Annotated in this window: 10 protein-coding genes and 2 tRNA genes; 7 read left to right on the forward strand and 5 right to left on the reverse strand. The window is 37.5% G+C overall.

The window, feature by feature from the left end:
* Positions 1–15 precede the first annotated feature (15 nt).
* The 3 genes from ACK4HO_RS03990 (at position 16) to ACK4HO_RS04000 (ending at position 3803) form a co-directional block, all read left to right on the forward strand.
* On the forward strand, positions 16–1257 hold the full coding sequence (locus ACK4HO_RS03990; protein ID WP_409662890.1) for a 3-deoxy-D-manno-octulosonic acid transferase: 1242 nt from the start codon (positions 16–18) through the stop codon (positions 1255–1257).
* 36 nt (positions 1258–1293) lie between these two features.
* Positions 1294–3438, forward strand: coding sequence for a S46 family peptidase (locus tag ACK4HO_RS03995; RefSeq protein ID WP_409662892.1), 2145 nt, complete (start codon positions 1294–1296; stop codon positions 3436–3438).
* A 158-nt stretch (positions 3439–3596) separates the two neighbouring features.
* Complete coding sequence (locus ACK4HO_RS04000; RefSeq protein WP_409662895.1) at positions 3597–3803, forward strand: hypothetical protein; 207 nt, start codon at positions 3597–3599, stop codon at positions 3801–3803.
* Positions 3804–3889: 86 nt separating this feature from the next.
* Here ACK4HO_RS04000 and ACK4HO_RS04005 read toward each other — a convergent pair whose 3' ends face one another.
* The 4 genes from ACK4HO_RS04005 to mutS all read right to left on the reverse strand — a co-directional run bounded on the left by ACK4HO_RS04005 (position 3890) and on the right by mutS (position 7216).
* Positions 3890–4240 (reverse strand): DUF1508 domain-containing protein, encoded by a 351-nt coding sequence (locus ACK4HO_RS04005; RefSeq protein ID WP_409662898.1) that lies wholly within the window; start codon positions 4238–4240, stop codon positions 3890–3892.
* Positions 4241–4296: 56 nt separating this feature from the next.
* Positions 4297–4381, reverse strand: a tRNA-Leu gene (locus ACK4HO_RS04010).
* Between the two features lie 14 nt (positions 4382–4395).
* Positions 4396–4468: transfer RNA gene (locus ACK4HO_RS04015), tRNA-Gly, on the reverse strand.
* Positions 4469–4609: 141 nt separating this feature from the next.
* Positions 4610–7216, reverse strand: a complete 2607-nt coding sequence (gene mutS, locus ACK4HO_RS04020) for a DNA mismatch repair protein MutS (RefSeq protein WP_409662901.1) — start codon at positions 7214–7216, stop codon at positions 4610–4612.
* A 152-nt stretch (positions 7217–7368) separates the two neighbouring features.
* Between mutS and ACK4HO_RS04025 the strand changes: the two genes are divergently transcribed.
* The 3 genes from ACK4HO_RS04025 to ACK4HO_RS04035 all read left to right on the forward strand — a co-directional run bounded on the left by ACK4HO_RS04025 (position 7369) and on the right by ACK4HO_RS04035 (position 10642).
* Positions 7369–7833: a DUF1573 domain-containing protein gene (locus tag ACK4HO_RS04025; protein WP_409662904.1), complete on the forward strand. Its 465-nt coding sequence runs from the start codon at positions 7369–7371 to the stop codon at positions 7831–7833.
* 108 nt (positions 7834–7941) lie between these two features.
* Complete coding sequence (locus tag ACK4HO_RS04030; RefSeq protein ID WP_409662907.1) at positions 7942–8472, forward strand: RNA methyltransferase; 531 nt, start codon at positions 7942–7944, stop codon at positions 8470–8472.
* A gap of 67 nt (positions 8473–8539) precedes the next feature.
* A complete protein-coding gene (locus tag ACK4HO_RS04035) occupies positions 8540–10642 on the forward strand; it encodes a T9SS type B sorting domain-containing protein (protein WP_409662909.1) in 2103 nt (700 codons plus the stop codon).
* A 3-nt stretch (positions 10643–10645) separates the two neighbouring features.
* Here the strand turns inward: ACK4HO_RS04035 and folK are convergent, their stop codons facing one another.
* The gene (gene folK / locus ACK4HO_RS04040) at positions 10646–11779 is read right to left on the reverse strand and encodes a 2-amino-4-hydroxy-6-hydroxymethyldihydropteridine diphosphokinase (RefSeq protein ID WP_409662912.1); all 1134 of its coding nucleotides are present in this window, start codon (positions 11777–11779) and stop codon (positions 10646–10648) included.
* Between the two features lie 178 nt (positions 11780–11957).
* Between folK and ACK4HO_RS04045 the strand changes: the two genes are divergently transcribed.
* The coding region (locus tag ACK4HO_RS04045) for an AsmA-like C-terminal region-containing protein (RefSeq protein WP_409662915.1) at positions 11958–13978 on the forward strand (2021 nt) is incomplete at its 3' end.

Genomic DNA, 13978 nt, shown 5'->3' on the forward strand with positions numbered 1-13978 from the left:
ATCAAAATTTTTGGGATGTTTTTTTTATACAATATTTTACTGGTTTTGGCTTCACAACTTGTGAAAGTATTGGCGCTTTTCAGTCCCAAAATAAAGCTGTTTGTCGACGGTAGAAAAACCGTTTTTGATACGTTAGCGGCTAAAATCAATCCCAAAGATCAAACCATTTGGTTTCACGCCGCTTCTTTAGGCGAATACGAACAAGGTTTGCCGGTGATGGAGCGTATCAAACAGGAATTTCCAAAGCATAAAATTGTACTCACATTTTTTTCCCCTTCGGGTTATGAAGTTCGCAAAAACAATGCGATTGCTGATGTGACGGTTTATTTGCCTTTGGACACGAAAAGCAATGCGCAAGAATTTCTGAAATTGGTTCATCCCGATTTGGTTTTCTTTATCAAATATGAATATTGGCTGAATTATTTGAATGAATTGAAGAAAGCTAGTATCAAAACCTATTTGATTTCGGGCATTTTCAGAGAAAAGCAAGCCTTCTTTAAATGGCATGGCGGATTTTATCGCAACGCATTGAAAACCTTTGAGTACTTTTTTGTCCAAAATGAAAGCTCTAAAAAATTACTCCAATCTTTGGGCTACCAAAATGTAAAAATTTCAGGCGATACAAGATTTGACAGAGTAGTTTCCATTTTAGAGAGAGACAATTCTTTGGATTTCATCCAACAATTTAAGGACAACACTACGACCATCGTTATTGGAAGTTCTTGGCCAAAAGATGAAAGCTTATTGGTAAATTTCATCAATCAAACCGATTCCAATGTGAAATTCATCATTGCGCCACACAATATCAAAACGGAACAAATTTCAAATCTCAAAACGCAAATCACAAAACCAACCGTTTTGTTTTCGGAGAAAGAAGGAAAAAATTTGGCCGAATTGCAAGTTTTCATTATTGACACCATCGGTATTTTGACCAAAATTTACAGTTATGCCGATATCGCTTATGTTGGCGGCGGTTTTGGAAATCCAGGCGTGCACAATATTTTAGAACCGGCAACTTTTGGGATTCCGATTATTGTTGGCCCCAATTTTTCGCACTTTGCAGAAGCTACGGCGTTGGTCAATATGGAAGGTTGTATTTCGATTTCAAATCAAAGTGAACTCAATGATGCTTTTGACAATTTAATTTCAAACGAAGATATTCGACACGAAAAAGGACATATTTGCGAAACATTTGTCCAAATGAACATTGGTGCGACCGATGTTATTTTGAGACACATTTGTAACAACTCAAACTAAAAACAAACAAATAAACTTAACAAACAAAACAAACTCATGAAATTTTTAAGACTGCTACTCTTATTTGTTTTTGTTCAAACCCAGGCCCAACAAGGCGGCATGTGGATTCCTTCTTTATTGAAAGGAATGAACGAAACCGAAATGAAAAATTTAGGCATGAAAATAAGTGCCGATGATATTTATTCCATTAACAAATCCAGTTTGAAAGATGCCGTCCCGCATTTTGATGGTGGTTGTACTGCCGAAGTGATTTCAGACAAAGGATTGATTTTAACGAATCACCATTGTGGTTATGACAATATTCAAAGTCATTCTACAGTAGAACACGATTACTTGACCGATGGTTTCTGGGCTTACAAAATGGAGGATGAATTGCCTAACAAAGACTTGTTCGTAACCTTCATTATTCGAATTGAAGATGTAACGACAAAAGTTCTGGAAGGCGTAACCACTTTGTCTTCTGAAACGGAAAAGCAGAAAAAAATCCAGGAAAACATTGGTGTTTTGAGCCGAACATTGCCTAAAGAATCTTGGCAAGAAAACAGCATTCGTACTTTCTATGACGGGAACCAATACCTTTTATTTGTAACTGAAACTTTCCGTGACGTTCGTTTGGTTGGCGCACCACCAAGTTCCATTGGAAAATTCGGTTCGGATACGGATAACTGGGTTTGGCCAAGACATACCGGAGATTTTTCCTTGTTCCGAATTTATGCCGATAAAAATAATCGTCCGGCAGCCTACTCTACCGAAAATGTCCCTTACAAACCCAAATATTTCTTCCCTATTTCTATCAAAGGATTGAAAGAAAACGACTTTACCATGGTAATGGGTTATCCGGGAAGAACTCAGGAATATTTGCCTGCGGTGGCCGTTGAGCAAATCGTAACTACTTTGAATCCGGCTAAAGTTGAGATTCGAGATGCCACATTGAAAGTACAAAATGAATTCATGCGAAAAGACAACGCCATTAAAATTCAATACGCCTCTAAAAATGCCAGCATTGCCAATTCGTGGAAAAAATGGATGGGCGAAACTAAAGGATTAAAAAAATCCAATGCAGTTGGTATCAAAAAAGCGTTTGAAACCAACTTCCAACAAAAAGTTAGCTCGGCCGGAAAACAAGCAGAATATGGTAATTTATTGGCTGATTTTGAAAAAAATTATGGGGATATCAGAGACTATGCCTTGGCGAGAGATGTATTTACCGAAGTGGCTTTGCGCAACACTGAAATTCTTAGTTTGGGGTATAAATTGTACCAATTGGAGCAAATTTACAACACCAAAGGAGAACAATCTTTCAACGACAGAAGAAACAATTTAATCAATGGTTTAGGAGATTTTTACAAAGATTTTAATGCAAAGGTTGACGAAAAAGTATTCGAAAAATTGATTGGAATTTATGCTAATACTTATCCGAAACAGTTTTTGCCTAGTGCTTTTGAAAATGTAAATGCCTCGAGTTTGGCTACCGAAGTCTTTACCCAATCGCAATTGGTTAGTTATGACAAAATAAAAGTATTACTAACCGGTGACAGCAAAACCGTTTTAGAAAATTTGAATAAAGACAAAGGATTCCAAGTAATTAAAGCCATGGCGGATGGTTATTTGAAAAATGTGGCACAAAAATATGATGAAATCAATTTGAAAAATGTGGCCACGCAAAGAACGTATATGAAAGCCATCTTAGAATTGAGCCATAAATCCGATCGTATTTTTCCCGATGCCAACAGTACTTTTAGGGTGACTTACGGAAAAATTAAAGGCTACAAACCCAATGATGCAGTGGTTTACGAACCGTTTACTTATTTGGATGGGGTGATTGAAAAATACATTCCGGGTGATTACGAATTTGATGTTCCCAAAAAGCTTATTGATTTATACAACACCAAAGATTACGGAAATTACGGTGTGAAAGGCAAAATGCCGGTAGCATTTATTGCTACCAATCACACCACAGGAGGAAACTCGGGTAGTCCGGCACTTGATGCTAACGGAAATTTAATTGGCTTGAATTTTGACAGAGTGTGGGAAGGAACGATGAGCGACATTTATTATTCTCCTGAAATATGCCGAAATATTATGGTTGACATTCGTTATGTATTGTTTGTGATTGATAAATTTGCCGGTGCAGATAATCTAATCAAAGAGATGAAAATCATAACTCCAAAGAAAAAATAGAAAAAATTAAGCTATTCTTAAGTTTTGGCATGATTGTTGTAAAGTAAAAACCGAAGCAAAATAGAGATTTTTAAAAAAAGTTAAATAAAAGTTTTTCCGAATAAAAAAATTTATATCTTTGCTCCGAATTAATAATTAACCTTTTATAATTAAGTAAGATGAAAAAAGTATTTTTAAGTTTAGCTGTTGTTGCTGCATTAACTGTAGTATCTTGTAAACAAGCTGATGCTGCTGCTGAAGGAACTGCTGATTCAACTGTAGTTGATTCTCCAGCTGTTGAAACTCCAGAAGTTGCTGTTGATTCTCCAGCAGTTGACTCTCCAGCTGTTGAAGCTCCTGCTACAGAAGCTCCTGCTGCTAAGTAATTTTTAAATTACAGTAAGAAATTAAGCCACGCAATGCGTGGCTTTCTTTTTTATATAACTTTCCGAAAAAACATCCTTTTTAAATATTAAACCCCCGAAAAAATAGAGTCTCCGGCAGAAAAATCAAGAATTTCAGCTTTTGCCCCATATTTAATTATTTCATCAATTCCTTTTTGCATCATTAACTCTGTAGCATACTTTCTGCTTATTGCGAAAACTTTTTCTTCATCCATCAACTTAAAGAAACATTTTCCCTTAGCGGTTTTAAACCTAAGGAAATGATGAGAATCCACAGCAACCCTAAACGCCTCTATTGCTTCCTCACATTCAAAGCGAAGCTCGTAATCATTACTGGTGAAAATGGTCTTCCCTTTCCTAGAGACAAACTCAAATTTGTAGAAATCGTTTAATCGTTTGCTAATTACAAAAGTGCCCATAGAAATCTAAAGATAATAAAATAAAAAAAGCCCCTAACATTAAGTTAGAGGCTTTGTACTCGGGACGGGACTTGAACCCGTACGACCATTACAGTCACTGGATTTTAAGTCCAGCGTGTCTACCAATTTCACCACCCAAGCATTATAAGTAGTTGAGCGAAAAACGGGGCTCGAACCCGCGACCTCGACCTTGGCAAGGTCGCGCTCTACCAACTGAGCTATTTTCGCATTTCAAATTTTGTAAGAACGACAATACTTATACCGTATTGCGGATGCAAATGTAATACTAAAATTGAATTATACAAACCTTTTTTAGAAAAAAACTTTTTGAAAATCTAATTCCCTGATTAGCAAAATCAACCGATAACGTTATTTTTTTAATAACATTCTTTTTAGCTCATTTAGCTTCATCAAAGCTTCAACAGGTGTCAAAGTATTGATATCTAAATTCAGAATATCTTCTCTGATTTCTTCTAATAACGGATCATCCATGCTGAAAATATTAAGCTGCATCTCGTCTTTTGATGATTTAATCGTATTGAGTGCATCGCTGGAATGATTTTTCTCGAGTTTCTTCAAGAGTTTTTGGGCTTTTTGAATCACCATTTGCGGCATTCCGGCCATTTTCGCCACGTGAATACCGAAACTATGCGCACTTCCGCCTTTTACCAATTTTCTGATGAAAAGGACATTGTCTTTTAATTCCTTTACCGAAACATTATAATTCTGAATTCTCGGCAACAATTCACTCATTTCATTCAACTCATGATAATGTGTCGCGAATAATGTTTTTGGCCTTGCCGGATTTTCATGCAAAAATTCTGCAATAGCCCAAGCGATGGAGATTCCGTCATACGTACTGGTTCCGCGACCAATTTCATCTAACAGCACCAAACTCCTATCTGAAATATTATTCAAAATGGAAGCCGTTTCATTCATTTCAACCATAAACGTAGATTCACCCATCGAAATGTTATCGCTGGCGCCAACTCGAGTAAAAATTTTATCGATTACACCCATTCTCAATCTTTCTGCCGGCACAAAACTTCCCATTTGAGCCAATAAAACTATCAAAGCGGTTTGTCTTAATATCGCCGACTTACCCGACATATTTGGTCCGGTAATCATAATTAATTGTTGGGTTTCTCTGTCTAAGAAAACATCATTGGCTACATAAGGCACACCAACCGGCAATTGCTTTTCAATCACAGGATGGCGACCGTTAGTAATTTCCAATTCGAAAGTTTCATCCAAAATTGGACATACATAATCGTTTTCAATTGCCAATTGCGCGAAAGAAGTCAGGCAATCCAATTGGGCTACCAAATTGGCATTCAACTGCACTTGCTTGATATAAGTTCCAATCCAAATCACCAATTGTTCAAACAAATGACTTTCGATTTGGTGGATTTTTTCTTCAGCACCAAGAATTTTGGTTTCGTATTCCTTAAGTTCTTCAGTAATGTATCGTTCGGCGTTGACTAAAGTCTGCTTTCTAATCCATTCTGGTGGTACTTTGTCTTTGTGTGTATTTCGGACTTCAATATAATAACCGAAGACATTATTGAAGGATATTTTAAGCGAAGTAATTCCGGTTCTTTCAGATTCTCGGGCTTCAATACCTTCTAAATATTCTTTTCCGGAAAACGCAATATTTCTTAACTCATCCAATTCGGGGTGAATTCCTGTTGCAATCGCATTTCCTTTGGCAATCGAAACCGGCGAATCTTGATTGAGTGTGGTTTTTATTTTTTCTCGAAGCAAATCACAAGCATGTAGATTGTCGCCAATAACGCGAACAGCTTCTTGTTTGCTTTCCAATGCAATCGTCTTTATTGGAATAATCGCATCTAAAGATTCTTTGAGATAAATCACTTCTCGAGGTGAAATTTTTCCTGTAGCTACTTTAGAAATCAAACGTTCTAAATCGGAAATTTGCTTGATTTGGTATTGAATTTTTTGAAGGATTTCTTGATTTTCTTTTAAATAAGTGACCACTTCATGACGACTTCTGATTTTATCAATATTCTTCAAAGGCAAAGCCAACCAACGTTTTAGTAACCTTGAACCCATTGGCGAAAGCGTTCGGTCAATCACATCCAAAAGCGTTACGGCATTTTGAGAATGACTGTGGTACAACTCTAAATTACGAATCGTAAATCGATCCATCCAAACATAAGCATCTTCTGCTATGCGCTGGATATTGGTGATGTGCTGAACTCTGTTGTGCTGCGTTTCCGATAAATAATAAAGAATCGCACCCGAAGCAATAATCCCATCAGGCAATTCTTCAACGCCAAAACCTTTTAAGGAATTGGTTTGAAAATGATTCATCAAAGTTTCTACCGCGTAGTCTTCTTTATAAACCCAATCTTCGAGATAAAATACATTAAAATCTTCACCAAAGGCTTCTTTGAATTGTCCTTTGTTATTTTTTTGGATTAGAATCTCACTCGGACTAAAATTCTGCAACAACTTGTCAATGTATTCTTCATTGCCTTGTGCTGTTAGAAATTCTCCGGTAGAAACATCGAGAAAAGCCACGCCTAATTGTTTCTTCCCAAAATAAATTGAAGCTAAAAAGTTATTAGCTCTTGAATTTAAAACCTCATCATTCATGGAAACACCCGGCGTTACCAATTCGGTTACCCCACGTTTCACGATGGTTTTGGTCATTTTTGGATCTTCCAATTGGTCACAAATCGCAACTCTAAGTCCGGCTTTAACCAATTTTGGCAAATAAGTATTTAAAGAATGGTGTGGAAATCCGGCCAAAGCGGTTTCTGTTTCCGAACCGGCACCGCGTTTGGTTAAAACGATCCCTAATATTTTGGACGCACGAATTGCATCTTCCCCAAAGGTCTCATAAAAATCGCCGACTCTAAACAACAAACACGCATCGGGATACTTTCTTTTGATCTCGTTGTATTGCTTCATTAAAGGCGTTTCCTTTGGCTGAGTTTCTTTGGCTGACAATGGATTTCGTATTAAATTTATAAGATAGCGAATTTAAATATTTTAGGTCGAATAGCTGACGCAAAAAAAATTAATTTAATATTAAGGTAAAAAAAAAGACTCGGTTTTATATTTTGGATAGATTTGCTTCAGAAACTTAAAAACATAATACAATGAAAAAAATAATTTTACTTGCTGCCTTAGTTGCTTTTGGTGTTACAAACTCTAACGCACAAACTGCAAAAAAAGTGGCTACAAAAGCTGCTGCAAAAGTGGAAACGCCTAAAGTTGACGGACCGGGCATGTTATTCGAAAATGAGACTATCGATTACGGAACAGTTCCTGCTAACTCTGACGGAAAAAGAGAATTTGTATTCGTTAACAACGGAACAAAACCATTAATTATTGAAAGCACTCAAGGTTCTTGCGGATGTACAGTTCCTTCCAAACCGGAAAAACCAATCCAACCAGGAGAAAGAGGTGTAATCGGAGTGAAATATGACACTTCAAGAGCGGGACAATCTTTCCAAAAAACAGTTACTGTAAAATCAAATGCAGTAGGTCAAGAAAATAAAGTTTTGACTATCAAAGGAAATGTATTGCCGGCTGAAACTAAAGTTGAGCCTACAAAAAGCTAATTGCACTTAATTATAAATTCGAAAAAGTCCTGATTTTAATCGGGACTTTTTTTTTGAATATCTTTGCCGTATTGCGGAGAGGCAATTGTATAAAATAAAAAGAAAGAAATGCGAAAGCTTGAAAATAAAGAATTAGAACGCAAATCGGTTGCCGACTTTAAAGAAGCCGAAAAAACACCCATTAGTATCATTCTTGATGATATCAGAAGTCTTCACAATATAGGCTCCGTTTTCAGAACGGCCGATGCGTTTTTAATTGAAAAAATATACCTGTGCGGCATTACCGCTATTCCTCCACACAAAGAAATTCACAAAACAGCTTTGGGCGCAACCGAAACCGTCACTTGGGAATACCAAAAGGAAGTAACCGCTGTAATTGCAAAACTAAAAAATGAAGGTATCCAAGTCTTTGCCATAGAACAAGTCGAAAATGCGGTCTTTCTTCAGAATTTCAAAGTTGACTCCTCCAAGAGATACGCTTTAGTCTTTGGCAATGAAGTTTATGGTGTTTCGCAAAAAGCCATCGAACTTTGTGATGGTTCTATTGAAATTCCCCAAATTGGGACCAAACATTCCTTAAACATATCCGTTAGTGCAGGAATTGTAGTTTGGGATTTTTTCCAAAAGATGAAATTTTAAATTTCTTCCTTACTTTTTAAGATAATTTTATAATTCAAAAGGGCCATTTTTGATTATTTTTATGGCCATGAAAAAGAATTACTTAGTATTCCTAGTAATATTGTTATGCACTTCACCCCTCACTTATGGAAGTGCTTCGCTTTCTTTAGGCAAAATGCAAGCTACTAATATCGCTCCAACTTTAATTGCAGTAGGGAATCAAGTCTATTGTCCCGGAACATCGATGAAGATTGTTACCGATATGACCATTACTGATCCTGATGACACCGGAATTGATGCAATTTACATACAGATTTCATCCGGTTATGATTTTGGAAATGATGCTTTGACATTGACTGGAACTCACCCCAACATAAACGCCGGCTGGAATGCCACAACAGGAACATTAACTTTGACCGGTATCACCGCACAACCGACTTATGTAGAATTGGTTGCGGCCATAGAAAACATTGAATTTGCTTCAAGTGCAGCAAATCCAACCGGTACTCGTAACTTTTCCATAACCATCGGGCAAGCTAATTACCTTCCATCTAACGGACATTATTATCTTTATGTTCCCAATTTGGGCATCACCTGGTCTGCAGCCAGAATAGCGGCACAAAACAGCACTTATTACGGATTACAAGGTTATTTGGCGACCATAACCTCAGCAGAAGAAGCACAGATTTCAGGAGAGCAAACCACCGGTGCAGGATGGATTGGCGGAAGTGATGAGCAAACGGAAGGAATTTGGAGATGGATGACCGGTCCGGAAATCGGTACTATTTTTTGGAATGGCAATTCAACAGGCTTCACCAACAATTACGCATTTTGGAATACCGCAGAACCAAACAATGCTGGAGATGAAGATTATGCCCATATTACCGCTCCGGGCGTAGGAATATTAGGCTCTTGGAATGATTTATCCAATGTAGGAGGAGCAAGTGGAGACTACCAACCCAAAGGATATATAGTAGAATATGGCGGAACTCCGGGTGATCCTACTTTAAATATCGCCACCAGTTCTATATTGACTATTGCTTCCATCACGTCTTCAACCGCAGTTACGAGATGCGGTAACGGTTCTGTTACATTACAAGCGACTTCAAATACCGGCACCGTCAATTGGTATTCAGTTCCTACGGGAGGAACGCCTATTGGCAACGGCAATACTTTTGTCACTCCCAATTTAACTTCTACCACCATATTCTACGCATCGGCTAATTCTGGAGGTTGCCCTGACACTTCAAGAGTTCCTATAACCGCTTCGGTAACCCCAACCCCAATTTTGACAATAGCTTCACCCTATTCCATATGTGACGGAAGTAACACAACTATCAATCTGGTGACCACTTCGGGCATAGTTTCTTGGTATGATAGTGTAACAAGTACAACCCCTATTTTTACCGGAACTCAATTTGTTGTGCCCAACATAAATCAAGATACTTTTTTTTATGCTGAAGCCAATAATAATGGTTGTCTTTCTGATAGAGAAATTGTTGAAATTCAGGTTTATGCCTCGCCTATAGTGACTGACGAAACTATCGACCTTTGCGTAGGTGACACAGCTGTTCTTAGTGCCGGTAATCCTAACATGATCTATCTTTGGTCAACCGGAGAAACAACGCAAACTATTGTCAGTAATGGCTTAACTGATTATTCTGTCGTGGTAACAACACCGCCACCTGGAAACTGTTCTAAAACAAAAAATTTCAGTATTACTTATAATGCCCGACCGATAATTTCCTTCATAGAAACTAATGGTTTAGAAGTAACCATCAACACCACACAAAGTGGTGATTTTGAATATTCTTTGGATGATATTACGTACCAAAGTTCGAATGTTTTCACAGTAAATGAAGGCGGAATCTATATAGGATATGTCAAAGAAAGAAACCAATGCGGCTTTGATCAAAAAACCTTTATAGTAATCTCTGTTCCCGATTTTTTTACCCCAAACGGTGACAATATTAATGATACTTGGTCTATTAAAGGCGCTAGCTTCTTCTCTAATGCAGAAGTAAGAATTTTTGATCGATTCGGTAAACTGATTACGGTTTTAAATCGAAATAATCCTTTTTGGGACGGCACTTACAACGGTTCACTTTTACCCTCAACCGATTTCTGGTTTGTGGCAAAAATTAACGACACCACGCCTGAAATTAAAGGGCATTTTGCCATGTTGAGATAAAAATTACTGAATTTTATTTCGAATTTCCTCTAAAACAAAAACATAATCATCCTGATTGTTCAGGAAATCTCTATTGGTAACATCAATGATAAGTACATTCAAATCCTTTTGTGATTTGATATAATCCAAATATCCATTGTTGATTTTTTCCAAATACTCCGCCGGAATTTCTTGTTCATAGCTTCTGCCTCGGGTTTTAATATTGGCCAAAAGTCGTTCGGTGCTTTGGTACAAATAAATATACAAATCGGGCTTTGGCATTTCTTTGTAGATGATGTCAAACATCGTTTTGTACAAACGGAATTCATCTTCCGCCAAAGTCACTTTAGCAAAAATCAACGATTTGAAAATATGATAATCGGCTACTACAAAATCTTTAAACAAATCAAACTGCGCCAAATCATCGGAAATTTGCTGGTATCTATCCGCCAAAAAAGACATCTCCAAAGGAAAAGCATACCGATTTTGATCTTCGTAAAATTTTGGCAAAAAAGGATTGTCTGCAAATCGTTCCAACACGGTTTTGGCATTAAAATCTTCGGCTAATTTGTTGGTTAAAGTCGTTTTTCCGGCGCCTATATTTCCTTCGATGGCAATGTAATTGAAATGGTCGAGTTTAATTTTGGTAATCGGAATTTCGAGGTTTTGCACCACTTTGCAATTGCTTTTGTCTTCGGACAACACCAACAATTCATGCAAATATTTTTGTAAAATAGGATGACGCCAATCGAGATTCAAATCCTTCATCGGTAACAACACAAACAAGCGATTCTGCATTTCGGGATGCGGCACTTGCAATTTTTCGGAGGCGATGATTTCTTCGTCAAAAGCAATCACATCAATGTCGATTATTCGAGCTTGGTAACCGGCTACATCTTCGCGAACTCTGCCCAAAGCTTCTTCTAGCAACAAAACTTCTTCCAAAACCTGATGCGCCGATTTGTTCGTGTTCATCACCAAAGCACAATTGTAAAACGAGTGGCTTTCAAAACCCCATGAAGGCGTTTCATAAAGTTTAGAAACTCGAATTATGGTGCCAACTTCCTTGTGCAAATCAGCGATACAACGCTCAATATTTTCGAGACGATTGCCTTGGTTGGTGCCCAATGATAAAATGACTTGATGCTGCTTATTCATAGAAGCACAAATTAACTAAAACTATTTCAGAATAACGGCAAAAACCAACCGACTGTTAATAACAATTTCTCAACAATTCATTTGGCCCAAAATCATAAAACTTCTATAAATAGTAACCGCATTGTGCCGAAAAGACATTATTTTTGTTTAGCCAATGCGTAACTAAATCTATCACATCATGTTAAAGAAAATCCTGAAAATTGTCGGAATTGTTTTGTTGCTCTTAGTGGTTTCCGCTTTTGCCATTCCGTATTTCTTTAAAGACCAAATCAAAGCTAAAATTTTAACGGCTATCAATGAAAAAGTAGATGCCAAAGTCGCTTTCGCGGATGCCGATTTGAGTTTGTTCAAAAACTTCCCGAATGCGAGTGTGACTATTGATAAACTCTCTATCATCAACAAAGCGCCGTTTGAAGGTGATACTTTAGTGGCTTTTGAAGAATTAAATCTGAAAATGTCTATTGGCCAATTGTTCAACGGCGAAAACGAACCGATGCAAATTGACGGCATCGATTCGAAAAACGGATTGATTAATATCATTTTCAACAAAGACGGCGTTGGTAATTTCGACATCGCTTTAAAAGAAGAAAAGAAAGCAGACGACAGTAAAAGCAAACCGCTTTCGCTAACGATAAAAGAATATTCGGTAGAAAATTTTAAGTTCAAATATTACGATGAGAAGTCCAAAATCAAAATGGTTTTAGACAGCATCAACCATGAGGGAACAGGCGATTTTGCGGCTTCCAAATTGGATTTGGTAACCAAAACTACCACGAAAGTTTCGCTCGATATGGACAAAGTGAACTACATGAAAAATGTAGCGGTTTCTTTAGATGCAGTTCTCGGAATCGACTTAGACCAAAGCAAATATACTTTCAAGAAAAACGAAGCCAAAATCAACGAATTGCCTTTAAAATTCGACGGTTTTATCCAAATGGTGGACGACGGGCAAGTGTATGATTTGTCTTTTCAAACACCGACTTCTTCCTTTAAAAACTTTTTGGGCTTGATTCCGGCGCAATATTCGAGCAATTTGAAAGAGGTGAAAACCAGTGGCGATTTTACCGTAAAAGGTTTTGCTAAAGGAAAATTAACCGACACTACGGTTCCAAAATTCAACATCGATATTGCTTCCAACAACGCTTCGTTCCAATATCCAAATCTGCCGAAATCGGTACAAAATATCATCATCGATACCAAAATCATCAACGAAACCGGTTTGATGAATGACACTTATGTGAATTTAGACAAACTCTCTTTCCAAATCGACCAAGATGTGTTCAATGCGAAAGCGAATATTAAAAACATAGCCGAAAATGCTTTGGTCAATGCCGAGCTCAAAGGCACCATCAATTTGGCCAATGTCACCAAAGCTTATCCGGTGAAACTCGACAAACCGTTAACCGGAGTTTTAAAAGCCGATGTAACCACAGAATTCGACATGCAATCGGTAGAAAAAAGCGATTATGCCCGAATCAAAAATGCAGGCACGATGGATTTAACCGGATTCAACTATACCGATGAAAACGGCAAAACGATGAAAATTAGTCGTGCTTTAGTTTCTTTTGACCCAAGTCGGGTGAATTTAAAACAATTCAATGCTACCACCGGCAAAACCGATTTAGCCGTAACCGGTGTTTTAGAAAATTTCTACGGTTTTATCTTCAAAAACCAAGAACTGAAAGGCAACTTCAATCTGAATTCAAATCAATTGGCGGTAAGTGATTTCATGACTACTGGAACTGAAACGGCGAAAGATGCTAAAGCCAGTGAGCCAATGAAAATACCTGCGTTTTTGAATTGTTCGTTAACAGCCAAAGCCAACACGGTTTTGTATGACAATTTGGTGCTGAAAAATGTTTCCGGAAAAGTGATTATCAAGGATCAAAAAGCGACTTTAGAAAATGGCAAAACCGATATTTTTGGCGGTTCAATTGCGTTTAACGGTGATGTTTCCACCAAAGAAAAAACACCCAAATTCAACATGGATTTAGGATTAAACGGCGTTGATATTCAACAAACGTTTACCCAACTAGACATGATGAGTAAAATTGCACCCATAGCCGGAGTCATTAACGGAAAATTGAATTCTAAAATCAAATTGTCCGGAAATTTAGATGCCAAAGAAATGACACCTGATTTGAAAAGCATCACCGGAGATTTATTGGGACAATTGCTTTCGACTACAGTAAATTCAAA

This window comes from Flavobacterium sp. (genome assembly GCF_046296355.1).
Classification (GTDB): Bacteria; Bacteroidota; Bacteroidia; order Flavobacteriales; family Flavobacteriaceae; genus Flavobacterium.